Source organism: Microcoleus sp. B13-B6, from assembly GCF_036705405.1.
In the GTDB taxonomy this organism is placed as follows: Bacteria; Cyanobacteriota; Cyanobacteriia; order Cyanobacteriales; family Microcoleaceae; genus Microcoleus.
In genome coordinates, this window is the sequence record NZ_JAUBUJ010000004.1 from 106,498 (window position 1) to 129,622 (window position 23,125).

At 45.0% G+C, this 23,125-nt stretch carries 32 protein-coding genes; 11 read left to right on the top strand and 21 right to left on the bottom strand.

Features of this window, described 5'->3' with window-relative positions:
• Window positions 1–378: 378 nt before the first annotated feature.
• The 4 genes from QUB35_RS03060 to QUB35_RS03075 all read left to right on the top strand — a co-directional run bounded on the left by QUB35_RS03060 (window position 379) and on the right by QUB35_RS03075 (window position 3,454).
• Complete coding sequence (locus tag QUB35_RS03060; RefSeq protein WP_333057402.1) at window positions 379–1,332, top strand: PhoH family protein; 954 nt, start codon at window positions 379–381, stop codon at window positions 1,330–1,332.
• 290 nt (window positions 1,333–1,622) lie between these two features.
• The gene (locus QUB35_RS03065) at window positions 1,623–2,027 is read left to right on the top strand and encodes a ChuX/HutX family heme-like substrate-binding protein (RefSeq protein ID WP_333057403.1); all 405 of its coding nucleotides are present in this window, start codon (window positions 1,623–1,625) and stop codon (window positions 2,025–2,027) included.
• A gap of 243 nt (window positions 2,028–2,270) precedes the next feature.
• Entirely contained in the window at window positions 2,271–3,047 is a 777-nt protein-coding gene (locus tag QUB35_RS03070) for a DUF6816 family protein (RefSeq protein WP_333139267.1), read from the top strand.
• A gap of 179 nt (window positions 3,048–3,226) precedes the next feature.
• The gene (locus QUB35_RS03075) at window positions 3,227–3,454 is read left to right on the top strand and encodes a hypothetical protein (protein ID WP_333139269.1); all 228 of its coding nucleotides are present in this window, start codon (window positions 3,227–3,229) and stop codon (window positions 3,452–3,454) included.
• 60 nt (window positions 3,455–3,514) lie between these two features.
• On the opposite strand, the gene QUB35_RS03080 is transcribed toward QUB35_RS03075, so the two are convergent.
• The gene (locus tag QUB35_RS03080) at window positions 3,515–4,912 is read right to left on the bottom strand and encodes an ATP-binding protein (protein ID WP_333139271.1); all 1,398 of its coding nucleotides are present in this window, start codon (window positions 4,910–4,912) and stop codon (window positions 3,515–3,517) included.
• Between the two features lie 238 nt (window positions 4,913–5,150).
• Between QUB35_RS03080 and QUB35_RS03085 the strand changes: the two genes are divergently transcribed.
• Window positions 5,151–6,560 (top strand): hypothetical protein, encoded by a 1,410-nt coding sequence (locus QUB35_RS03085; protein ID WP_333139273.1) that lies wholly within the window; start codon window positions 5,151–5,153, stop codon window positions 6,558–6,560.
• 114 nt (window positions 6,561–6,674) lie between these two features.
• Here QUB35_RS03085 and QUB35_RS03090 read toward each other — a convergent pair whose 3' ends face one another.
• The 15 genes from QUB35_RS03090 to QUB35_RS03160 all read right to left on the bottom strand — a co-directional run bounded on the left by QUB35_RS03090 (window position 6,675) and on the right by QUB35_RS03160 (window position 14,750).
• Entirely contained in the window at window positions 6,675–7,658 is a 984-nt protein-coding gene (locus tag QUB35_RS03090; protein ID WP_333139275.1) for a hypothetical protein, read from the bottom strand.
• Between the two features lie 274 nt (window positions 7,659–7,932).
• The gene (locus QUB35_RS03095) at window positions 7,933–8,151 is read right to left on the bottom strand and encodes a type II toxin-antitoxin system HicA family toxin (protein ID WP_333139277.1); all 219 of its coding nucleotides are present in this window, start codon (window positions 8,149–8,151) and stop codon (window positions 7,933–7,935) included.
• A complete protein-coding gene (locus QUB35_RS03100) occupies window positions 8,151–8,396 on the bottom strand; it encodes a type II toxin-antitoxin system HicB family antitoxin (RefSeq protein ID WP_333139279.1) in 246 nt (81 codons plus the stop codon). Before QUB35_RS03100 ends, QUB35_RS03095 begins: the two co-directional genes overlap by 1 nt.
• An 84-nt stretch (window positions 8,397–8,480) precedes the next feature.
• Window positions 8,481–8,876, bottom strand: coding sequence for an ACP S-malonyltransferase (locus QUB35_RS03105; protein WP_333139281.1), 396 nt, complete (start codon window positions 8,874–8,876; stop codon window positions 8,481–8,483).
• Window positions 8,873–9,247 carry a DUF433 domain-containing protein gene (locus tag QUB35_RS03110; protein WP_333139284.1) on the bottom strand — a complete coding sequence of 125 codons (375 nt, stop codon included), beginning with the start codon at window positions 9,245–9,247 and terminating at the stop codon, window positions 8,873–8,875. Before QUB35_RS03110 ends, QUB35_RS03105 begins: the two co-directional genes overlap by 4 nt.
• A 132-nt stretch (window positions 9,248–9,379) precedes the next feature.
• Window positions 9,380–9,985: a Uma2 family endonuclease gene (locus tag QUB35_RS03115; RefSeq protein ID WP_333139286.1), complete on the bottom strand. Its 606-nt coding sequence runs from the start codon at window positions 9,983–9,985 to the stop codon at window positions 9,380–9,382.
• Window positions 9,986–10,048: 63 nt separating this feature from the next.
• Entirely contained in the window at window positions 10,049–10,657 is a 609-nt protein-coding gene (locus tag QUB35_RS03120; protein WP_333139287.1) for a Uma2 family endonuclease, read from the bottom strand.
• Between the two features lie 137 nt (window positions 10,658–10,794).
• Window positions 10,795–11,055 carry a hypothetical protein gene (locus QUB35_RS03125; protein ID WP_333139289.1) on the bottom strand — a complete coding sequence of 87 codons (261 nt, stop codon included), beginning with the start codon at window positions 11,053–11,055 and terminating at the stop codon, window positions 10,795–10,797.
• Window positions 11,039–11,134 carry a BrnT family toxin gene (locus QUB35_RS03130; RefSeq protein ID WP_333139379.1) on the bottom strand — a complete coding sequence of 32 codons (96 nt, stop codon included), beginning with the start codon at window positions 11,132–11,134 and terminating at the stop codon, window positions 11,039–11,041. Before QUB35_RS03130 ends, QUB35_RS03125 begins: the two co-directional genes overlap by 17 nt.
• Window positions 11,135–11,256: 122 nt before the next feature.
• Window positions 11,257–11,448: a hypothetical protein gene (locus QUB35_RS03135; RefSeq protein ID WP_333139291.1), complete on the bottom strand. Its 192-nt coding sequence runs from the start codon at window positions 11,446–11,448 to the stop codon at window positions 11,257–11,259.
• 646 nt (window positions 11,449–12,094) lie between these two features.
• Window positions 12,095–12,340 carry a hypothetical protein gene (locus QUB35_RS03140; RefSeq protein WP_333139293.1) on the bottom strand — a complete coding sequence of 82 codons (246 nt, stop codon included), beginning with the start codon at window positions 12,338–12,340 and terminating at the stop codon, window positions 12,095–12,097.
• Between the two features lie 86 nt (window positions 12,341–12,426).
• Window positions 12,427–12,633 carry a hypothetical protein gene (locus QUB35_RS03145; protein ID WP_333139295.1) on the bottom strand — a complete coding sequence of 69 codons (207 nt, stop codon included), beginning with the start codon at window positions 12,631–12,633 and terminating at the stop codon, window positions 12,427–12,429.
• Entirely contained in the window at window positions 12,614–12,880 is a 267-nt protein-coding gene (locus tag QUB35_RS03150) for a hypothetical protein (protein ID WP_333139297.1), read from the bottom strand. The genes QUB35_RS03145 and QUB35_RS03150 overlap by 20 nt, the downstream gene beginning before the upstream one ends.
• A 130-nt stretch (window positions 12,881–13,010) precedes the next feature.
• Window positions 13,011–13,352 (bottom strand): hypothetical protein, encoded by a 342-nt coding sequence (locus QUB35_RS03155; RefSeq protein ID WP_333139300.1) that lies wholly within the window; start codon window positions 13,350–13,352, stop codon window positions 13,011–13,013.
• A gap of 612 nt (window positions 13,353–13,964) precedes the next feature.
• A complete protein-coding gene (locus tag QUB35_RS03160; RefSeq protein WP_006635936.1) occupies window positions 13,965–14,750 on the bottom strand; it encodes a PspA/IM30 family protein in 786 nt (261 codons plus the stop codon).
• Window positions 14,751–14,820: 70 nt separating this feature from the next.
• On the opposite strand from QUB35_RS03160, the gene QUB35_RS03165 reads away from it, so the two are divergent.
• Complete coding sequence (locus QUB35_RS03165; RefSeq protein ID WP_333139302.1) at window positions 14,821–14,997, top strand: hypothetical protein; 177 nt, start codon at window positions 14,821–14,823, stop codon at window positions 14,995–14,997.
• 53 nt (window positions 14,998–15,050) lie between these two features.
• Here QUB35_RS03165 and QUB35_RS03170 read toward each other — a convergent pair whose 3' ends face one another.
• Window positions 15,051–15,755: a PspA/IM30 family protein gene (locus QUB35_RS03170; RefSeq protein WP_333139304.1), complete on the bottom strand. Its 705-nt coding sequence runs from the start codon at window positions 15,753–15,755 to the stop codon at window positions 15,051–15,053.
• Window positions 15,756–16,023: 268 nt separating this feature from the next.
• Entirely contained in the window at window positions 16,024–17,280 is a 1,257-nt protein-coding gene (locus QUB35_RS03175; RefSeq protein ID WP_333139307.1) for a hypothetical protein, read from the bottom strand.
• 471 nt (window positions 17,281–17,751) lie between these two features.
• On the opposite strand from QUB35_RS03175, the gene QUB35_RS03180 reads away from it, so the two are divergent.
• Both QUB35_RS03180 and QUB35_RS03185 read left to right on the top strand, forming a co-directional pair.
• Window positions 17,752–18,081, top strand: a complete 330-nt coding sequence (locus QUB35_RS03180) for a hypothetical protein (protein ID WP_333139309.1) — start codon at window positions 17,752–17,754, stop codon at window positions 18,079–18,081.
• Window positions 18,082–18,116: 35 nt separating this feature from the next.
• The gene (locus tag QUB35_RS03185; RefSeq protein WP_333139311.1) at window positions 18,117–18,275 is read left to right on the top strand and encodes a hypothetical protein; all 159 of its coding nucleotides are present in this window, start codon (window positions 18,117–18,119) and stop codon (window positions 18,273–18,275) included.
• A gap of 36 nt (window positions 18,276–18,311) precedes the next feature.
• Here QUB35_RS03185 and menB read toward each other — a convergent pair whose 3' ends face one another.
• Together menB and QUB35_RS03195 are read right to left on the bottom strand one after the other, a co-directional pair.
• A complete protein-coding gene (gene menB, locus QUB35_RS03190; protein WP_333139313.1) occupies window positions 18,312–19,145 on the bottom strand; it encodes a 1,4-dihydroxy-2-naphthoyl-CoA synthase in 834 nt (277 codons plus the stop codon).
• Window positions 19,146–19,454: 309 nt separating this feature from the next.
• Window positions 19,455–20,051, bottom strand: coding sequence for a TerB family tellurite resistance protein (locus QUB35_RS03195; RefSeq protein ID WP_333139315.1), 597 nt, complete (start codon window positions 20,049–20,051; stop codon window positions 19,455–19,457).
• Window positions 20,052–20,126: 75 nt separating this feature from the next.
• Between QUB35_RS03195 and tadA the strand changes: the two genes are divergently transcribed.
• The 3 genes from tadA to QUB35_RS03210 all read left to right on the top strand — a co-directional run bounded on the left by tadA (window position 20,127) and on the right by QUB35_RS03210 (window position 22,171).
• Window positions 20,127–20,627 (top strand): tRNA adenosine(34) deaminase TadA, encoded by a 501-nt coding sequence (tadA, locus tag QUB35_RS03200; RefSeq protein ID WP_333139317.1) that lies wholly within the window; start codon window positions 20,127–20,129, stop codon window positions 20,625–20,627.
• A gap of 283 nt (window positions 20,628–20,910) precedes the next feature.
• Entirely contained in the window at window positions 20,911–21,642 is a 732-nt protein-coding gene (locus QUB35_RS03205; protein WP_333300399.1) for a lysophospholipid acyltransferase family protein, read from the top strand.
• Window positions 21,643–21,790: 148 nt separating this feature from the next.
• Window positions 21,791–22,171: a hypothetical protein gene (locus tag QUB35_RS03210; RefSeq protein ID WP_333139321.1), complete on the top strand. Its 381-nt coding sequence runs from the start codon at window positions 21,791–21,793 to the stop codon at window positions 22,169–22,171.
• Window positions 22,172–22,352: 181 nt separating this feature from the next.
• Here the strand turns inward: QUB35_RS03210 and QUB35_RS03215 are convergent, their stop codons facing one another.
• Window positions 22,353–23,117: an ABC transporter ATP-binding protein gene (locus QUB35_RS03215; RefSeq protein WP_333139323.1), complete on the bottom strand. Its 765-nt coding sequence runs from the start codon at window positions 23,115–23,117 to the stop codon at window positions 22,353–22,355.
• Between the last annotated feature and the right edge of the window lie 8 nt (window positions 23,118–23,125).

Sequence of the window (23,125 nt, forward strand, 5' to 3'; positions counted from 1 at the left end):
TTAACTAACTGCAGAGCCAAGAAAGAATTTTAGATTTTAGATTGCCTGTTGTAGACTTTGTATTACAAGCTCCGTTTGGTTTGAAATTGCCGGTTTTGCGATCGGAAACAAATGTAAAATTTAAAATTTCAAATGTCAGCGGCATCAGGTTAATCTAAGATCTAAAATTTCAAATCTAAAATCTAAAATTGCCTGACTTAATAGAAGGGAGATTTGATTTGTGCCTCAAGCACCAAACTCATTTGGGAGCTAAATCTAAAAGACGCCTTAGATACTAGGTAAAACCTAGTAACGGGCGTCTTTTTGTTCGCAAATAGTGACGGGTTGAACGTTTAGTTGTTAACTTTTAATTGCTTATTTGGAGGAGATTATGTTGGCATGAATGAAAAACTAACAATAGAGTTACCGAGCACTCAAAGTGCAATGTCGCTGGCCGGTAATCAAGAAGAAAACCTGAAAATGATCTCTAAGCAAACCGGTGCTACCCTGGTAATGCGAGGGCAAGAACTGCTGATTTCTGGCACAAAAAGTCAAGTAGAATTGTGTCATAAATTAGTGCGATCGCTCTCCGACTATTGGAAATCCGGCAAAAATATTACCGGAGTTGAAATCCAGACGGCGCGCCAAGCTTTGGATAGCAACCGCCAAGGCGATTTACAAGACTTGCAGCGAGACGTTCTCGCCAGAACCCGTCGCGGCGAAGAAATTAGAGCCAAAACCTTCAAGCAGCGGCAATACGTCCAAGCAGTACGCACGCACGACCTGACATTTTGCATTGGCCCCGCTGGTACTGGCAAAACATTTCTAGCAGCTATTTTCGCCGTGCAAGCGCTGTTGAGCAAGCAGTACGAACGGCTAATTTTAACAAGGCCAGCCGTGGAAGCTGGCGAAAAATTAGGGTTTTTGCCGGGAGATTTGCAGCAAAAAGTCGATCCATATTTGCGCCCGCTTTACGACGCCCTGCAAGAAATGATCGACCCTGAAAAAATGGCCGATTTAATGGAAAGAGGCTTGATCGAAGTAGCTCCTTTAGCTTATATGCGGGGGCGCACTCTCAGCAATGCTTTCGTAATTTTGGACGAAGCTCAAAATACGACGCCGGCTCAGATGAAAATGGTGTTGACTCGTCTGGGCTTTCGATCGAGAATGGTAGTAACGGGGGATATCACTCAAACAGATTTGCCGCCAAACCAACAGTCGGGATTGTCAGTCGCCCAAAACATTCTACGCAACGTTGAGGGCATTGCTTTCTGCGAATTCTCTCAGGCGGATGTGGTGCGACATCCTCTAGTGCAGCGGATTGTCGCTGCTTATGAACTGCACGAAACATAGTCAGTAGTCATTAGTCATTAGTCAGTAGTCATTAGTCAGTAGTCATTAGTCAGTAGTCATTAGTCAGTAGTCATTAGTCATTAGTCATTAGTCATTAGTCATTAGTCATTAGTCATTAGTCAGTAGTCATTAGTCATTAGTCATTAGTTGTTGGTTGTTAGTTATTGTGGTTTTTAATTACCAATAATCAATGCCCAATGCCCCATGCCCAATGCCCCATGCCCAATGCCCCATGCCCCATGCCCCATGCCCAATTCCCCATGCCCAATACCCAATTCCCAAATTAAATTATGCCTAATCTGAAAGAATTCTTAGAAGCTTGCGAACAATTGGGCACCCTGCGTTTAATCGTGACTAGCAGCGCGGCTGTGCTGGAAGTGCGCGGTTCAATTCACAAGCTGTTTTATGCGGAGTTGCCGAAGGGTAAATATGCCAATATGCACGCCGAAATATTTGAGTTTCACCTAAATATGGACAAAATAAAACAGGTGAAGTTTGAAACGGGTGAGGCGAAAAGAGGCAATTTCACTACTTATGCAATCCGTTTTCTCGACGAACAAAATGAGGCTGCTTTGAGTGCGTTTTTGCAGTGGGGAAAGCCAGGGGAATACGAACCCGGACAGGTGGAAAATTGGCACGAATTGAAGGAGAAATACGGGGAAGTTTGGGAACCTGCACCTGTTGAGGCGCTTTAAAAAATCGGCTTTTCCATCTTTGAATTGCATATTGGGGGCGGGTAGGATGCCCAACCCCTAATCCCCACAAGCAGAACATTTATTTTTGTGGAACAGGCATCTTGCCTGTTTATGAAAATGGTATAAAATATGATGTTTAACTGATTTGTTGTCTAATTTTTGAATTAATGAACCGCAGAGGGCGCAGAGAACGCAGAGAAGAGAAAGAGAGACAGAAAATTAGTTGTTTGAATGTAATTGGGTATGAAGGTAATTTGGGCTTTTTGTCTGGTTTTGGCGGTACTTCTGTGGGGTGGGGCTGCGATAGCGGGGGTTTTGGGCGATCGCATATCAAGTTTTCCTAATTGGGAAAGCAAGCCTCCTATCGCTGTAGCTAAGGGAGATTTGGTATATCCCGACTGGATGGCCGGCAATTGGAATGTGGCGAGCACTTTGGTGGATTTAGCCGCTCCTTTAGCGCCAAATATTGTGACGCCTGGGTTTGAAAGCAACCGCCAGTATTTGCAGCATCCAGTATTATTTAAAGTGCGATTTCAACCTGAAAAAAATATTGGGTTAATTTCTAATTATACATTTAAAAATGCTCAAAAGATTGTAGCCGATCGCACTTTTAACGGTTTGAATATTGCCAAGGCTTATTTAGGCGATCGTGGCGTACTTTCGGTGAAAGTCGATCCGACCAATCCCAACCGCCAAATTACTGTTTTGAAAGGGGAACGCCAACTAATTTCGATTGTTACCAGTCGGGGAACTGAGACGCCGAATCCTCGCGAGTTTGTGTCTACAGAGATTTCTCAGCAGATTTTTCGGGGAGAGTCTGATATTTATTTAAACGAGGTGGAAACAACAACGGCTTATCGAGTTGTTGCAGGCGGGAAAAATGGCGATTCTGCGGGTAAAAGAATTGAGGCGGATCAGGTGACAGCGATTTATTTGTCGCCGCAAGACCCGGATTATTTTGCGGCTGGCGGGCATCCTGTGGCTTTGTACCGATATCGGTTGGAGTTGGTGCGGGCATAATTAAATTGTCATCTCGATCTACCTAGCGATCGACTTTGTTCGGCCCTGTCTCTGGTTTCATCAGCTTGGCTAATAACCCTCATCAGTTTAACTGTCGCTATGTTGGGAGTTGCTGGTGTCTTCGGTGGTTCTTTGTTCTCCGCCGTGCACGGTTCTTTGGTAACATCTTCCTTGTGACAGTGACGAGTGGTGGAATTGATACGCTGGAAATCTATCGTCGGGTTGGAGTGCAGGAGGTTTGGTTTTGGGAGGATGGTGTAATTTGGGTTTATTGCTTGCGTCCAACGGGATATGAGTTGGTGAGTAAGAGTGAACTGTTGGCCAAGTTGGATTTGCGATCGATCGAATTCTATTCGCGTATGGCCGACCAATATGATGCGGTGAATGCTTTTATGCGATCGTTGTAGAATAGAAAAGAGTAATTCTGTGGTTTAATTGCTTTGCGATCGGGTGAAATTACCCATAGCTTATATAAGATTTAACTTGCACTGAATGTATGCTTTGAATACGGGATTGAGGAAAAAGAGCGATCGCCCTCCTACTAACACTTTTTCCACTAAGCCGCGTCGCGCTAAAGATTGTATGGCTTGCCAAAATTCTGGTTGGGATAATTCACTCTCAGTAGCTTTTCGGGAAATATCTACACTTTCATTTTGAGTTGCTAACCAGTATAACGCCTTTTTTTCGGAGTCTGATAAACGCTCTAGGTGAGATTCTAAGATGGGTTCTAAGTCACCTAAAAATAAATCATTTACATCGGACAAAAACCGGGAAACGCTACCATCAAATAACTCCAAAATAGTGGCAGCAATTATATTTAGCCAGGAAGGATGACCTTGATAAAGGGCGAGCAAGTCTGACCATTTTTCCTCATCGACTAATCCTTTTTGTTGGAAAATTTCTGTGGCTTGTTGTCCTAACCCTTTGAGGTGTAAGCTTCGCGTGGAGAGGTTTTCGGCTTCTAAATTCGCGATTTCTTTGGGTTTTTCCCAACTGAGGAGGATTAAACAACTCTGATGGGAGGATGTGGCAATTTGTTTAAAAAATTTGCCATAGTCTTCATAGCCTGCTAAATATTGACCTGCTAATTGACTGCTACTAAAAATATTCTGTACGTCATCAAGAATGACTAGACAGCGAGAAGATCGGAAATAATCGATGATTGTGGGTAATGGGGGTTGTTGCGATCGCCCAAAAAACTGCTTGAGTTCGGTTTGGAGGGTTGAAAGTGTGGGAGTGTTGGTGAGGCTTAACCAAATAATATAATCAAATTCGGTTTGAATTTGTTCGATGAGTTTGAGGGCGATCGCACTTTTGCCAATTCCACTTAAGCCGTAGACGGTAATCAAGCGGGTGTGGGCTTGTAAAATCCATTGTTTGAGGGTGGAGAGTTCTGAGGTGCGATCGTAAAAGTAAGGGAGTTCGGGTGCGTCTGTTAAATCGATTATGGGCGATCGGGCTTGATTTTGGGGAGAATCTGGGGGTGAGGGCGATCGCTGCTTGGCCTCTTCTGCATCTTGCCTTTTTTCTCCACAGATATTGATATGAGTTCTATTAATTTTACTATTAACAATCTGTGAAGAGTTACCAAAATTGTAAATACTAGATACTGCTTTGCTTTCTAAAATAGAGCGAACATTAGATTGTTTAATATCGTCTCCCAATATGTCAGAAAGCATCTTCCATAATTTCCTAGAAACTTGTTTAATATGATCTTCACTACGATTGCACTTTTTAGCTATCTTATGATATTTCTCCCCCTCCCAAACTTCTTTTAAGATAGAGCTTTGTAATGAATCAATATGTTTTCCCGTCTTCACAAATACTTGCTCGTCAGTCCATTGTAAAACCTCTTGGATGTCCATACCTAAAAGGGGGTTGAGTTTTGGTCGTCACACTATATCACACTTTATCACACTTTATCACACCTGGAAAACTAAATAACACTTTTTCTTCTTAATAAATTTTTAAAAAAAAGGTAACTGTACACTAAATAACACTTTTATGAATAGCCAAAAATACATTTTCATATTAAATTACGATCAGGAGAGATATAAGGAATATAGTAGAAGTTTATAAGTTATCAAATGCTCTGGAGGAAATATGACACCGTTTAACTGGTTTGCCAAAGATGCCTCTCAAGGAGAGCAGAAACTCACTTCTGGGGATGTGCAGCGGATAGTTGGCGAATTTAATAAATGTTTGCCACGCATTCTGGGGACACCTGAAGTTTTAGAGGGGATAACCTTTGAGGAGGCTATCAGTTATTTCCAGAGCGATCGTCCAGGAACTCCTAATTTAAAAAAAGGAGCAATTATTCGCCAAGAGCATCCCGAAGGGCAAATTTTAGGACAGGTGTTTTTAGACGAAAAGAATAACCTTGTTTGTCATTCAAATGGAATACCTTATGGTCGTCAGTTGATTGCCAAAAAGCTAGATCAAAAATTAACTGATGTCTTGGGCGCTCAAGAATTAGTGACCATTGAGTTGAAGGCTAAAGAATCTGGTGAATCTCAGCTTACTGAAGAACCTACTCAAAAATCGCGGATTGTCAAAATTTCTAAGATAGTTAGTATCATTATTTGGTCGATTATAATTCTAATTGTATTCATCCCGTTACTGGGACGATTAGTTATGAGTCAGGCTTTGGCGGCAGAATTAACCTCTCCTCCCTCCCTAGAAGTTACTCAATCTCTAGTGGCCTTTGGTGGAAGAGAAGAAGCTTTCAAAAAAGCTGTGAACAGTGCCAATCAAAGTGCTAAACAATATGCTAACAATGAATTGAATCGGTGGGAAGCTGATTTAATAAATCGAATTGATACGGATTTTTTAAATTGGTATTTTAATTATTTTAATCAGAAACAGCAAGAATTTGGTGTTCTTTTTCAATATATAGGCGAGAATGTTATGAATGGGTTTAATCCGACTATAGTCAATGAAAAGATTGCCAAAAGCATAAATGACAATATTCAAAGAGAATTTTCGAGGAGAGTATTGCAAGCAAATTCAGCCGAGATGAAATTTCATACCATAGTAATCGATACGGCTAATTTTTATATTGAACAATTATCTAAGGAGTTTGATGATGTACCAAAAATGTATACAATTCCCCAATCCGACTGGGTTAAATATTTAGAAGGTATAAATTTTAGGCTACAAAATGAACGAGGAGATGAAGTATCTTTAGTAAGATTTGTAGGTGCTGCTGGAACTGCTAAAATTACGGCTACAATTGCTGCTAAAGCAGGTAGTAAAGCTGTAGCTGCTCTTTCTGCGAAACTAGGCAGTATGATTGAGCCTACCCTTGCCATAGGTTTAATCGCTTGGGATTATTGGGATTATACGCAAGGAGTTAAAGAAGACAAGCCCCGTTTGCGTGAAGATTTAGTCAACTCTTTACATGACATTAAAAAATCTATTTTGAGCGAACCCGAACATAGTGTAATGTGGGTGGTCAATGAATTAGAGGAACAAATTAAAAACAATGTTTGGCAGGCGAAATTTCCGGCTTAAAAGTTTAGAATTGATATGCTTTCTATTTACATAGCAGTTTTACGCTGCGTCAGGGAAAATAAATCTCCAATTGGAGAATAGGACTTGCCCTGACGCACTGTTATCCACCTTTAACTAGCGAGGCCCAGCTTCAATAGCAGAATTAGCTATTTGAACTAGCGTTTCCTCTCGCCCATTCTTCATCGTTACTCGATACAAAACGCCTTGATACTGCCATTCAACTAAGGCCGTGCAGTAAGCACCGCAGCCATTAGAAAAAACTCCTTGTGTTCTGCCGGCTAATTGAATGGTTTTGAATTCACTCCTGAATCCTCTAGGGGGTGGTTGGGCTGGTTCTCCACCTCTTTCTGCTGAGATACTCCCGATATAGCAAGGCGTACTGCTGCAATTAGGTATGTGGCCCATGTCAACACTATAGCCATTTGTTTCTACTCGGTTTTTTAAGTAAATTTTTTCTGAGAATGGAAGCTGACTGGGGAGAAAAATTGGTACTCTTGTCTTACCTTCAATCTGCGATAGAATTTCACGAACTGGAAAAGAAATACTCGATCGAGAATTACCTCCTTCAGAATTAGCAGACTGAGGGCGAAACCCTTGCACAAAATTCGTCCACCGCTGAATTTTATTACCAGTAATATCTAAAATTGGAATAGAACGAGTCCTCGATATTGGCCGCCCCGCCTCCCCCTGAGAATATTCGATCGCAGTACGCTCTGGTTTCCCTAAACCATAAGTATTAGCAATATCGCTAGCCAATTGACAGTTGATTCTGAATTGCCCCATGTCAATTTTACCATTTCCAGCGAAGTAATACCAAGTCCTACCGCCAGCGTTGGGTATCTCCTGACAGTCCGAATATGTCACCTCAAACATCTTGGCAATATGCACGTCATAGAGGCGCAACTGACCCCCATAAGCAGATTTTGTGGTATTGGTTTCTGACACCGTAAGGGTATAAGTTCCTTCCGCGTGTTGCAATCTCATGGGAACTTGTGTTTGAGCGATCGCCTCTGGTATCCTCTGAATGGGAGTTCCCAAAACCCAACTCAAAGTAATAATAGCAAAGCTGCTTAGGAATAGTTGTTTTACCCCTCTCATTTGTTCCTATAAAACTATTGGATAGTTGTATTATAGAGCCTTAGTTTAACCGAAGCAGGACTTACCTGCGTTGAGGCCAAGAAACCGGGTTTCTGCGATAATTTACGCATCGTCACCCAGATTTAGGAAGAAACCCGGTTTCTGACTACCCACGAGAAAACCCAAAATCCAAGAAACCGGGTTTTTGCGACAATCTCGGAATTCCCACGCCCGATTTTGCAAAAAAAACCGGTTTCTGACTCCACAAAATTATTTTTACATAGCAGTCAAAAAATTAGAGGTTTTCCCAATCACTAATATCAACTTTAGCCTGTCCCAAAATTTTAGCTAAAAAGTTGGCACTGATATCACCTTGATGAGGATTGGGGATGGTAATGCGAAGGTTATCTTTCAACATGAACTGATGCCTTTTTCCCGAATAGGGGCCGTCAAATCCCAGTTGTTTTAGGTAATAAATTAAGTCTCGACGTTTGATTGGTTTTAAAGGGGGCATCAGGCGACTTCTTTAGTAATTGTCAGGTCGATATTATCAAGAACTGGTAAAGGAAGTTTCAGGGTGAGACCAAGTAAAATCCAGTCTTCCAATACCTCTTGCAATTCTTCTCGACAAGCTTCGAGACTTACAGCATTTGCATAGACTCCCTCACAGATAGGAATTTCTCCGTAGAAAGTCCCATCATCAGGGAAAATTTCATACTTAGCTTGCTTCATCGCAGCTTGGATGTATTTAGTTAACATATTAAAGCAATCTCCTTTTGGGATTTTTAGCTGATGACGTTATGATAGAGTGCGATCGCACTTCTTCAACAATCTCGACCAACCTCATGGGATAAAAAGCCGACTTACACCCATATAAGTATTAAGATCAATCACAATTTCAACCAGACGAATTGCACAACGCTGCCGATATTCAGAGTCATTCAACAAGCGATCGGCATCGCCAATAGTAATCACGGGTAATGATTTAGAAGTAATTTCCTCGCGCATCACTTGTTCCAGAGAGTTATCGCCCTTCATACTCCGATTCGCTGTCAATAAAATCATCGGGTTTGATTGAGCCAACCGCCAAACTACCCGATCGTCACTATCGATCGGCAGGCTCATTTCATCAAAGGTGATAAATCGAATGAGAACCCAATCTAGCCAGCCACTACTCACAATGCTACCTGAGAGAAGTACGGCGTGTCCTCTCAAATTATGATCGACTAAAAAATTCATGGCTGAGACTTAAGTTTGGCTTTTGCTGCTTGAAGTTTGGCTCGAATAGCTTCTTCACCAGGTTTGGGTGGTTGGGCGGCAATTCGGGCAATGAGATCGCGATTTTTTTCTTCATAGTACAGCCGCAGTTCTTCAGCTTCTTTAAGAACCATTTGATACTCAGCTTCAACATCAGCTCGATTTGCCTCAATATAAGTTAAAGCCGCATTAATTTGTTCCTCTGTAAGGTCAAACAATCCCCTGATAAACTTAGGCGGATATTGAGCCGTCACATAGTCCATGATGTCGTAGATGGTGATGCGCGTACCTGCGATGGACAGTCCTCTTTCTGTACGGACGATCGCTGTTTGTTCGTTGGATATGTTTGTCATCGTTATAGCCTCCTAGAATTTAGTTTTATATTACTAGCTGATTACCCGCAATTTTCGGATTCGGTCTTACTAGCTGTCTAAGTTAAATTATCAATACTACTCGCCATTTTCCAGAGTCCGATCGCACTTTCATTAAAAAGCCAGTTTTTGAAATAACTCGGCAATCGCAAGAGTAAAGCCGGGGACGATTTCTTCCCCATCGAGGGAGTTAACGGACTTAAGCAGGCGATCGGGTTCTTGGGACGATCGATAAACTAACACATACTGTTCTTGAGGATGAATCACCCAGACTAAACGCGCCCCATTCTCGAAATATTCTACGAGTTTGTCGTGAATTTCTGCCACTGTATTGCCAGGAGAAAGGATTTCTACGGCAAGATCCGGCGCACCTTCTAGAAAGCCATCGGGGAGATCATCTAGCCCTTGCAGGCGTTCTTTTGCCATGAAGGAAACATCGGGCGATCGCTTGTTTCCTGATTTCATTTTAAAAGCAGTGCTAGAGTCGAACATCGCGCCTAGCTTTTGAATGTGGACATAACCACCTAGCAAAATCATCAATATACTGCAAACATAACCGTGTTTTGCACCCGAATTTCCCATGTCAATTAGTTCTCCATTTACAATCTCATACCGGTGTCCGTCTCGGTTGAGTGCCATGAATTCGGCATCAGTCCAGATTTTTTTATCCGCTGGTGTTTCAAGTTGGTTTTCTGTAGCGTTTTGAATTAGAGTAGCCATAGCTTTTCCTAAACTTATATTTCTAGTTAAACACAATCCCTTTCAAACTCGAAAAAATACCCCTTAAAAACTAATGCGGCGATAGACTTCCGACATCGGAAGTTCTATATTTAAACTGTGCAGGACGATCGCCCGATCGAGCCGATCGCAAACTTGCCATTGCCAACGATCACTACTTTGGCGATCGCCATTATAATATTGCTCAATATATGGTTCAGCTTGACTCACCAGCAAATATTCACAAAAACTAGCAAGAGAGCGATATTTTCGGAACTTTTCACCTCGATCGTAAGCTTCCGTAGATGGCGAAAGAACTTCCACAATCAGTAAAGGATTGAGAATTTCATCCGTGCGATCGCCATTGAATTCCGGTTCACCATTGACGACCATAACATCGGGATAAGTTCCATGATTGAAGCTAGGAATCCAAATGCGTAGATCGCCGTTATAGATTTGAAAATTTGTGTCTCGCACAGCCACGTTAAGAAAAGTCGTAATGTCTACGGTAATACGGCTGTGAGGGGGGGAACCTCCTGGCATAGCGATAATCTCTCCGTTACAGTATTCGTGACGTTCTTCAGCAGTTTCCTCGATCGCCCGGTATTCATCTGGAGTAAAGCGAGTCTTTGTCGCATCGGGAAGATTTGGCGGGTTGGTTTGAGTTATAACCACGATCGCACCTCCTAAATAATTAGACCTTAAATAATTATGGCTGACAGCTAGATAATTGTCTCAACCCAGAGGCGATCGCTTTTTGGGCAAATAAATAAATAATATGGGCGATCGCACAATCTCCTGACATCGCCTTCTCAAAGTTGAGATCCTTCGTGGCTGCGCTGCACCGCAGGATTTGACTGTTGGCGCTGTGCAATTTTGATTAACATCCTCAATGCGTCATTCACTGCTGCATCATTAGGAAAAGCTTGGGCAATATCGGGGTCTAAAAGCACCAAGTTTGTCCCTGCACGATATTGCTCAACATACTTGCCTTTAACACCTCCTTTCATCTGAGCAAAGTCATACTCAGCAAGTAATTCGTCTTCCATTTCGTTCTCAATATCCTTCTTCATAAAACCTCTGCTCCTGGCGGGTAGCTTTTCTGGCACTGATGATTCTTACTTTTTCTCCTCGATCGGTGTATGCAACAATTAAAAGTTGTCCCTACCTGGATATACCAATAATAACGTACCGGCTTTCTCCGATGGAATGCTGAGGATCGGGAAAAGTTACAGATAGCGGGTCAATCGATTTTAGATTTTAGATTTTAGATTTTAGAGGCGACCCCACGGATAAATGCGGCGGGCTTGAGGATTTTCGATTTGGGATTGATTCCACGGATAAATCACGTGGCGGGTACCATCAAGAAATTCCTGGTCATTAAATATGGTTGTGGCTTCTTGAAAGGAAACACCATGCTTCTCAACATTTAGTGTCGCTTTGTCTGGATTCCATTCAAATTCCATAAAAAACTATCCATGCCTTTTTCCGCTTCTGCTTCACAACCGCTAAATTCTCGCTTTCCTTTTATTTTTAACACTCAATTGCTTAGTAAGCGATGTATAATAATGCAAAGCAAAAAGCAGATTAATTCCAAAAAACACCAAAGTTAAAACAAATGTAAAAAAAGACGTAAACGACAGCCTGGAAGTCATCGTAAACATCGCCAAAATGATTGAGCAAAGCCCAAAACCGGAAGCAAAAGAACTTAAAAGCAACAACCGCACCTTAGACATAGTTTAATTTAAAGATTATCAGTAAAATACACTCTTGGCATCTACAGATGAGTGCCAAATGATACTTATTACTATATAGCGGAATTGCTCAGTTCCGCCAAGGGCAAAACGACTCTTTTCCTAAAAATGTTTGAATTATACAGAAAAATACAGCGCGCGCTCTTGTAAACTCCTGTTATACCAATTTAATGTGAAGTTGCACATATCTCGCTCCCCCTAAATCCCCCTGGTTGTTGGGGAGTAGGGGTTGACTTTGAGAAGAATCTTGTCCCCCCCTCCGGCGGGGGGTTAGGGGGGATCAGATTCTACGGGGCCTCATAAAAAATTGGTATTACTCGACTTAATATCAATCACAGGAATTCCCCAGCCTTCGCGATTATTCCACCTCTCGCCGTACAGTCACCGCAAGCCCAATCCCGCTGACAGCAAAGTATTCGCTTCCAAAACCGCGCTTTCCCTGGGATTCCAAACATTGCCAAAATCCACAAACGCCGTCACCTGCAAAACTCCTTGGTTGTCGCGGGTGCGCTTGCATCGGATACCGCAACTCGGCTGAATCACAAATCCCGCTATCGGCCAGCAAAGCCTCCTGACCAGGAATTTCAAAGGTGGTACCCGCCACGTGATTTATCCGTGGAATCAATCCAAAATCGAAAATCTAAAATCAGAAGAGCCCCCGCATTTATCTCGCGCAAGTCAATCTAAAATCTAAAATCTAAAATCTAAAATCGATTGACGGTAGCCCCGCAATGTGTCTGAGCCCCCTATACCCAATGGTTCGATCGACAAAAGCTCTGCCCCAGCCAATTCCACATCCGATCGCACCCGCAGCAGCCTCTCAGGAACCAACAACCGCACGTACTGCAATTGACCCCGCCAAATCAAAAATCGACTGTCAGGGCTGCTGCTGCTCACCGTAGCGCCAAATGCTGCCACTCCCTGACAAAACTGCGATCGCGCCGCCAAGACATCTCTCTCCCCTCTGAGTAAAATCCTGAAACAGCCTCAGCACCGCAACCGGATGTCTACCCCGATTATCTGCTTCCGGCGACAGCGGAAAATCCTTTCCCAGCAAAGATGTATCGCTTTCTCGCCTGCTGGTACCAATACCGATGGCAATTTCTCTTCTCGGATTTTGCACGATCGGCTCGCGGTAAGTCAACTGCCAACTACTTCAAATCGAGCGACTTTTATCGTACCCGCAATCTTAGCAATTCTGCAGGCTGTGCCGGCGCGGGAACAGCAGGCGGCAAAAGCTGTTCGGCTGAAAGCAAGGGCGCTGGCGGCGCGGGTTACGGGAGGGGAGCCGGATTTGGCAGCCGCGGGTTGGGAATCGGAAATTCGTGTCTGTTTTCTCCTCGGTTCGGCAATGGAGGGATAGTTTCTGGGGCCTCACTTTGGGTTGATTGATCGAACTCCGGGATGCTATTTTCTTGCTCTGTAGTGTCTCTATCTAATTCTGAACCCGAGTATAAATCACGAAGCCGATCGCGATCGTCTGCTGTTTCTTGATCTAGTTTGAATTGAGACGGTAAATTCTCATGCAAAATTGGCGCTTGCACCCCTGAGTCGGTAGCAACCATCGACTCGCCAAGACTTAGAGCTGATAGCAGTGCGGGGCAAATAGCTGCCATTGAAAAACCAAGCGCTAATGCCTTGAAAAACTTGATTTTACAAAAGCCTCTAGAAGATTGCACGGGCATGACAGATTAGCCATATTTGATAGTTATTTACACTTACGAGCGGGCGAGACCGACGCAATTGCAAGGAATAAAACCACTCTATCACTTTTTAAACAATTAATTCCTTAACTCAATATGAAGATAGTTGACAGCAACTCTAGTTTGTGTACTTAACAATTACTGAAAAAAACTCCGACCGAAAGCATCCAGGATACCCGCCACGTGATTCATCTGTCCAGAAATAAAAAACCTGTATCCGATGAAACTTGCCCCCGGAATTTATCCGTGGGGCCAATGCTTCAATTCTTTAATCTAAAATCTCAAATCTAAAATCTCAAATCGATTGACCTCCCAAGCTAGCCATCTTGCAAGGAATAAAATTACTCTATCACTTTTTAAACACTTAATTCCTTAAATCAATATAAATATAGTTGACATAATTCCTACTTTGTGCATAGAAGAATTAGTCAAAAAAACTCCGACCTCCCAAGCTAGTCCTGTAGGTCGGCGGAGAATTTTATCAAACCTGCGATCTCAGAAATAGGTAAATTTTGATACAGATTACTACATTTTATTGAGCTGCGATCGCAATTCTTCCAACTCAGCATCAATCACCGGGCTCGACTCCGAGCTACTAGCTGCTGCCGTTTTACCCGCTGCAGGCAATTGACCTTGAGACACAGAACCCCCGGTCAGTTGAGCTTTCATCTGAGCCAACTCGTCGTCAACATCACCGCCGCTTTCGAGCAAGCGGAACTGTTCCTCTAAATTGCTGCCGCCGGCGGCCAATTCTGCCGAAGCCCCCGCGCGAGCTTCAATCTGCAAAACTTTTTCTTCCATGCGATCGAAAGCCGCCATTGAACTGCCAGTATTCAAGGTGCCAATGGTATTGTTGAGCTGTTCCTGAGCCTTAGCAGCGGATATCCTTGCTTTGAGCATATCCTTCTTAGTCTTAGCTTCGGAAATTTTGCTCTCCAAACCGATCAAGTTGCGCTTGAGACTTTCCACCTGAGCCGATTGCTGATCCAGACTGGCTTTCAGGGTAGCCGCCGTTTCAGCGTGAGACTTTTTGCGAACCAGCGCTTCCCTGGCCAAAGTCTCGTCTCCTTTTTGCAGGGCTAGCTGAGCGCGCTGCTGCCACTGGTTAGACTGAGATTCAGCTTGATTGTACTGAGTCTGGGTGCGCTTTTGAGTGGCGATCGCGCTGGCAACGGCCTGACGCAACTGCACCAAGTCTTCCTGCATATCCGTAACGGACTGTTCTAAAATCTTTTCCGGGTCTTCAGCTTTATTGACCAGATCGTTAAGATTGGCTTTGACGACTCGGCTAATGCGGTCAAATAATCCCATAATGCTATTTTTCCTGAATGAGGTGTACGAAGTAGGCGGCAAGCAGGCTTGATAGCCCTAGCCCGCAGTTGTGAAATTCACTCTGGTCAGATTTTTAGTGCGATTTAGTTTTTGGCAATTTTTGCAGACAGATAAATCCAGTTTAAAGCGATCGAGTAATGTGATGCAGGCAAGCTTATTCATGCACCTACCTATTGAGTTTAACTTCGATCCGGGAATTCCCCAACAGGCTTCGAGCCATCTCTAGCTAGGCTGTTGAGAAGTTTTTGCTCGTCCCGACTCTTGTTCTGTTGCCGGGGTTCAGGATGCGGGCGGCTCGCTCGACGGCAATTTGGGTGTATTGTTGCCCGGAAGCATTTGTGCTTTCATCGCCGCCAACTCGGTATCCACATCGTCGGCACCTTCGAGAGAGAGAAACTTCTTTTCTAAATCATTAGTTCCGAGTTCTGCGATTGCTTCGGAGCGAGCTTCTAGCTGCATGACTTTCTCTTCCATCCGTTCAAACGCGCTCAAAGCGCTGCCGGTACTGAGATTGCCCATCATTTCTTGCAGCCTTTCCGACGATGCAGCCGATCGAGCTCGGGCAATGTACATATCTTTTTTAGATTTTGCCTCGGAAATTTTACTTTCGAGCGCCCGCATATTTTCTTTAAGTTTACTCACAACAGCCGATTGCTGATCCAGACTGGCTTTCATCGCCGTTGCCGTTTCTTGATAAGATTTCTTGCGCGTCAGAGCTTCCCGCGCCAAATTTTCCTCGCCTTTTTGCAAAGCTAGCTGCGCCCGCTGATGCCATTCTGCTGCTGTAGACTCAGCTTGGGAGCACTGGCGTTCAGTGCGTTTTTGAGCTGCAATCGCTCCTGCCACAGCTTGTCTGAGCTGCACTAAATCTTCCTGCATATCCATTACAGCCTGTTCCAGAATTTTTTCTGGGTCTTCTGCTGCGCCGACCAAACTGTTAATATTGGCTCGAATCACTCGCCATAGGCGATCGAATAATCCCATTTTGCCAGTCTCCCAATTTTAAACTTTAGAATTAAGACAGAGAAATCACCATTAAAAATTAAAAATGAATACTTATCAATCGTCTTTTTAATTTTTAATTGTGAAATTTTAATTCCCTCTAAGTTAGGTCGTCATGATTATTTTTAGGATGGGTAGGGCGCGAGCATTACCCATCAAAACTGAGCAAATGTTGGGTGAAGCGAAACCGAGGGTTCGTGCCTGGGCCCAACCTACTCCCCGATCATTAGTTTAATTGTCTTTGCCTAATTTATGGTTGATAGTATTGTGGCTTCACCCCTTTTTCTTGGAGTTCTTTCACCAAACGTTCTGCTGAGGCAGCATCGTTCAAAGCCCCCATTTGGATCTTGACACCCTTTGAGAAGTTCCGCACGTAGGCATCGGGAACTGCGGTTCTGGCTTGCTGCAGCGATTTTTCGTCTGTGTAATCGGTGACAACGTAATAGAAACCGTCGGCAGCCCGTGCAGGCCTTCCCAGCGGGGGTGTGGCGGCTGGGGATGCTGTCGCCGGGGATGCGGCGGCTGGGGAGGTGGCGGCTGGGGATGCTGTCGCCGGGGATGTGGCTGCAGGCTGGGCTGGGGAGGGTGTTGGAGGCAGTGTCGGCAGTGTCGGCACAGGCTGGGCGGCGCTGGGGCTGGGAGTGGGAAGCAAAGCCGTGCTCAGATTGTTGAGTCCTTGTTCCCTGCCTCTGGCCGGGTTGCCGTCTTCTGTAGGAATCGGCACAGCCCCGCTGGGGCCCGGAGGCGCTGGCGGAGTTGGGGGGATTGATGCTTTGGGTGACGGGGAAGGAATCGGGCTGACTGTCGGCTTGACATTGCTGAGAGTGCTCAAATCTAGCTCGACAAATTCCTTGGATACCAGATTTGGTGCTTTCGGTAGTTCTTTGGTGCTGCTATCTGAGATGGCAGTAGAGGCGGGACTGTCGCTGGGAGAGGGTGAGGTGCGATCGAGCAAACGGTTCAGGCCGGCCATCTTAACTAGATTTGACGGGTACATGACTGCGTAGCCCAAAGCTGTGCATGACAGCAAAAACAGCAGCATCGAACTCAGTCCCAAGGGAGTTAACAAACTGGCGGCTAAACTGCGTTCTACTGTAGGCTCAGCTTTTGACTCGTCCAAACTTTCGATCAGTTTTTCGCTTGATTCGAGATACTTGTTGGGTGCGAAGGCACTGCTAGATAATTTTGTGCCACCCCTGGTAGTTGCTAGCGGGGCATCGCCCTGAGTGCCGGCAAGGGATAGCGGCAGCGATAGGGGCTGCTGGGTTTCCTCCGCAGTCTCTGGCGGCAAATTTTGGGCTAGCTGTTGCTCGGTTGTGGCTGTTTGCTTGCCGGTACGAACTGAGGGCGACACCCACTGTTCGGCGCGCCTCCTGTGCCTTCTGTATGTTGTCAGTTCTGCTTCTAGGTTTACATCTAGACTCCCCAGGACTGCTTGCAAAGCAGGGTTGATTGGGGTTGAAGAGGATTGATGATTTGGGGATTCAACCGAAGAACGCTTACTCATTAGCAAAACTCCTACCGCCTCTGAATTAATTTTAATATGTTGATTGTAGAGATAAACATGAAGGTTGAAAACTTGCCTATTTTATGATTAGCTACTTTTGGCGTCAATGCAACAGGGGCTCGCGCGTCGGCAGCTATTTTTCATTTTCAGTGGAAAACTCAATTGTTGCTGTTTCCCGGAGGCTGCTTACCGACACTCTCAGCCAATTTTTGTATTCTCTGCTACCGCTTATTTGTAACCTCTCATACTGGTTGGGCATTTGTACTTTTTCTTGATCCCTAACGGCTTTATAAACTTTTAACCTGGGTTTTTACCTATACAATGAGCAACGACCGAGCTAATTGTTTCTATATATAACGAGATTATAAATAAATTATAAAATTTAATTATGCTCCGGGGATCGCTACAACCCAGACAGCATAAAGGTTGGGAGGCTCTAAGGCAGACTAGCTCTGCAAGGGAGAATTAGAGATGAAAATGATTTCCCTAAGAACTTTTATGCAAACCTCCTTAACTTCACCTTTAACTTCAGCTTGTGGTCACTGCCGTCACTATACCCCTGAAGGCAGACGCGGGGGTGTTTGCGCTTTACTAGGCGGCCCGGTTCAAAGTCAGTGGAAAGCTTGTGCTTTAGCGGTTTCGCCTTTTAGGTCATCTTGGGAAAACATAGAAGAAATTGGACTGTGGCAAGAATCGACTCTGACGCTGCAGGATGCCACCGTCACTCTTTCCGATCGCCATGCCGGCCAGCTTACAGGCACAACCTTAACCGAAAAATCCGCTGCAGCATTCTCGGTCTAGTTAGTCTGCAGCAGGACAGCTCATACCATTTTCGATTGTCAATTTTCGATTGGGGAATCACTGATGACTATCATGGTTTGGATCTGGCAAAGCAGTTTCATTCTTTTTGGGAACTGGTATCCATACTGACACTTTTGGACGAGCGCGTGCATTTGGCTTTACTAACTCATAAAACTCAGCAGCATCTACTTTAATATGAGCGCATAAAAAAAACTGATTTCTCCATCCAGCTATGGCAGCCAAGGATATTGACTAAAATCAGGTTGCCGTTTTTCTAAAAAGGCTTGTTTGCCTTCGGCGCCTTCCTGCGTCATATAGTACAGCAAAGTGGCATTTCCCGCCAGTTCTTGCAAACCGGCTTGACCGTCGCAGTCGGCATTAAAAGCGGATTTCAAGCAGCGAATCGCGATCGGACTTTTTTCGAGGATTTCCGCAGCCCACTGAATCCCTTCTATTTCTAGTTGTTCGACGGGCACGACGCAGTTGACTAAACCCATTTCTAGGGCTTGCTGCGCGCTGTACTGGCGACACAAAAACCAAATTTCTCTGGCTTTCTTCTGGCCGACTACTCTGGCGAGATAGCTAGCTCCGAAACCACCGTCGAAACTGCCGACTTTGGGGCCGGTCTGTCCGAAAATAGCATTGTCAGCAGCGATCGTCAAATCGCAAATTAAGTGCAGAACGTGACCCCCTCCAATTGCGTAGCCTGCAACTAAAGCAATTACAACTTTGGGCATAGATCGAATCAACTTCTGCAAGTCGAGCACGTTCAAGCGGGGTATGCCACCTTCGTCTACATATCCCGCCGAACCCCGCACGCTTTGGTCGCCGCCGGCGCAAAAGGCGTATTTGCCGTCTGTATGAGGCCCGGCACCGGTGAAAAGGACAACGCCGATTTTTGTGTCTTCACGGGCATCAGTAAAGGCATCGCACAGTTCCTGCACGGTTTTGGGACGGAAAGCGTTCCGTTTGTGAGGTCGATTGATGGTAATTTTGGCGGTGCCACCACTTTTGTGATACAGAATGTCTTCGTAGGTTTTGGCGGTTTGCCATTCAATTTGCATAATCAATCAATTTGAGATTGGAGATTGAGCTGAGTCAATCAAGGCAGCGACAAGTCGCTTTTAGATTTTAGAGGGATTCGGTTCAATGGGATACAAGGGTCGATCGACTCTTGCCAAAAAAATAAAGCGGGACTTAGGCAGAAACCAGGTTTTTCACCAACATACGCCGTGCAGCGCTCTTGGTAGGGGTTAACCAACCCGGTTTTTGAGGGTAAGAGCGCCCAATTCCCATCTCAATTGGAAACAGCGTCAAATCCTCGAAATCCTCTCTCACTACTTTGTACTGCCCAAAAAATTATAGGGGCTGGATTATTGGCGGAGTAAAATACTCAGCAAGTGCTTTGCTGCTTTGCCAAATACCGGATCGCGGGACTCGAATTCGCTGGGATCGAGTAAAGCTTTAACTTCGGCAAAAGCTTCTGAGTCGAGGGTTCCTTCTTTAGTAAATAAAGTGTCTATGACTGCAATGTGTCTGGAGTCGAGGCCGAGCCGATTTGCGATCGACTGTAAGTACATTTGCTCCCGCATATCGATGTGTCCGTCGGCCGCTGACATTTCGTAGCCGGAACCGATGAGCAACAGTTTTTCAGATTCTGAGAACAAAGCTGTCAGGGTTAGCAATTCCGTGGGGTTGAAGTAAACCTGCTGTTTCGATACTCCTTTGACAAGGCGCTGAATTAGTTCGATCCGATCGCGGTCGCCGCTGGCAAAGGCTTTGAGAGTCTTTTGCAGCCGTTCTTCTTCTTCAACTGCGATCGTCCTGTCAATAATCATCACTCCGCGCAGGATGGAAATCAGAGCAGTCAGAAACACTACCAAAGGAGTGATATCTTGTTCGCGCAGCTTTTGCCGACTAATGCGGCACAACAGCTCAACAATTTCAGTGGTAATCGTAGTGGTGTCCATAATTAAAGACTCTCGATTAAGCTGTAATGTAACTTTCTATATCGATCTTAAGTTTTTCTGTAACTTAGGTATGACGTGAATTATAAAGCTGAGCCGTTGGCTATTAGTGAGACTACTTATTTTATTCACAAACGCTGGATGACTAGGGCTGTGGAACTGGCGCAAGCAGCCGGTGATGCTGGTGAAGTACCCGTGGGTGCTGCAATTGTTGACGGTACTGGCAAATTGATTGCCGAAGCGCAAAATCGGCGAGAGCGAGATTGCGATCCGACTGCTCACGCTGAAATCTTGGCTTTGCGGGCGGCCGGCAAAGTTTTGCAAGACTGGCATCTTAACCAATGCACACTCTACGTAACGCTGGAACCTTGCCCGATGTGCGCGGGTGCGATCGTCCAAGCTCGGATTGGTCTGCTGGTATACGGAGCAGATGATCCGAAAACTGGCACGATTCGGACTGCGGCTAATATTCCAGATAGCGCGCATTCGTGTCACCGATTAGAGGTGCTCGGCGGTATTATGGAGTCTGTTTGCCGCGAGCAGTTGCTTTCTTGGTTTGAAGCACGCCGGAAAAATTAACCGGTAAAATTTTTTACTCTCTTCGGGGCGATGTTTAATTGAAATTGATCCTTTAACTGAAATAATAGATCCGTAATTGCCCGATCAAGCTTTCCAGGCGGCCGACTGCTCTGCATTAGTGCTGTCCGGTTGGCTGAGGTTTTACCTGTGACAGATTATCTCTTGCGGGCGCGATCGCTCGATCTGCACAAGGCCAATAGCAAAACTGTCCTGAGCCAAAAACTAAAGATTTGTCCAACAACTTACTTTAGACTTTATATTTCGATAAGGCAGCTTAATTGCTATGCGCCACACCGCCACGATCGCCGTTGAGTCCAGTAAATCATCTCTAGTGAAGCCCATGCCTGCCAAGGTAGCATCTAATACCTCTCGCGTTTCTCCTTGGTTAACCTCCTTGCTCTATCCGCTAGGTCACTATGTTGTCCTACCGTTTCATTTTGGCAAGATTGAGATAACCGGACAGGAGCACTTGCCGAAAGACGGGCCTGTCATCTTAGCCCCTACGCACCGCTCCCGGTGGGATGCCCTGATGATGCCTTATTCAACGGGACAGATGGTGACTGGACGCGATTTGCGGTTTATGGTAACTGCTGATGAAGTGAAAGGACTGCAAGGTTGGTTCATCAGAAATTTGGGGGGGTTTGCTGTGGATCTCAAGCATCCGGCAATTGGCAGTCTCCGTTACGGCGTGGAACTACTCCTCGACAAAGAAATGTTGGTGATTTTTCCCGAAGGCGGTATTTTTCAGGATGGCGAAGTTCACCCGATTAAGCCTGGATTGGCGCGTTTGGCAATGCAAGCAGAGTTGAGCAAACCGGGTTTGGGGGTGAAAATTGTACCGATGAGTATCCGCTATCGCCCGCGCATTCCTCAATGGGGTTGTCAGGTAAAAATTGCGATCGGTGCTCCGATTTGCGTGGCGGATTATGCCAATGGTGGCGGTGGTAAAAAAGAAGCACGATTGTTGAGTGCCCAGCTCGAAATGGATCTTAAAAAGCTTGATGAAAGTTGTTAGTTGTCAGTTGTCAGTTGTCAGTTGTTCTCAAGTAAGTGAGGTAAGTCAGCTAGTAATCACCAATGACCAATCACGCATCTCATATTACTAAAAAGTGCTATAATATTTGTTACGACTGTTGAATACAGTGGTAATTTTTTGCTATGCAATGTCAGAATCTATGGGTTTTGCTTTGAACTTTAAGCCCGGTCAAATTGTCAGTTTAGAATGTGGAGATGCGTGCCTCCATTCCGAGGTGATCCAAGTGGTTGAGGCACGTCAAGTTTGTTGGGTGCGCCCTTTGATGTTAGTTGTATCGGCGTGGGGGAAAGATTTATCGGCAGAATACACTTTATCGGATTTGCGGGATGGTGCTGATTTGCTTTGGCCGCTGAGCTTGTTTCGGGAGGCTTTTGATACTGAGGTAATTTCACTGTTGACTGAGTTGCACTCTCTGGATGCTGAAAAAAAGGATGGTGCGATCGCATCTCGGCAACTTAGAGATTTTGTCGATCGAGTTTGGGAAGCTTTTCCCAGTGCTTTTCATTAAGCAGATATCTGGCGTTTTGTGTATTAGTCCGCCAGGGGTTGAAAACCCCTGTCTAATAGCTAAAGCCCTCTTGGATAGAAATAATACTTTCTTGATTCTTCAGTCCGCGTAGGCGGACTTTGTTTGTCTAGAAGCGATTTCAATCGCCGAATTTTCTGTTCGCTTTTGGCGGACTTTTATACTAAAATACCGCGTGTGAAAGCTCTTCCGGGTTGAGATTATTGTGAATAACTTGACCGTCCCGGAACCAGACAACGCGGCGAGTTTGGCGCGCTACTTCCGGTTCGTGCGTTACCATAACAACAGTCATGCCGCTTTCGTTGAATTCTGTAAAAATATCCATTACTTCTTGAGTAGTTTTTGTATCCAATGCACCTGTAGGTTCATCAGCCAGCAACAACACGGGACGGTTGACAATAGCCCTGGCGATGGCTACGCGCTGCTGCTGTCCTCCTGATAGTTGATTCGGTCTGTTTTGCAGGCGACTTTCCAGGCCTACTTTCGTTAAAGCATCTACTCCGCGTTCGCGTCTTTCTGCTGCGGGAATGCCGGCATATACCATCGGTAACATGACATTTTCTAAGGCTGTCAATTGAGGCAACAGGTGAAATTGTTGGAAGACAAAACCTAATTTTAAATTGCGAATTCCGGCTAATTCTGATTCGGGCATTTGGGCGACATCTACGCCGTCTAAGTAGTAACTGCCGCTCGTAGGTCGATCGAGACAGCCGATAATATTCATAGCTGTAGATTTGCCGGAACCCGATGCGCCCATAATCGAGCAATATTCTCCTTGTCTTACGGTCAAGCTGACGCCGTTTAAGGCGCGAACTTCCAGGTCGCCAATCCCGTAAACTTTTGTTACCTCTTCCAGACCGACAACAACGGGCTTTGAGAGGACTTGCGGGTCGAGGTCTTGGTATGTATCGGTTTGTAGTTCAGGCATTTTTTTTC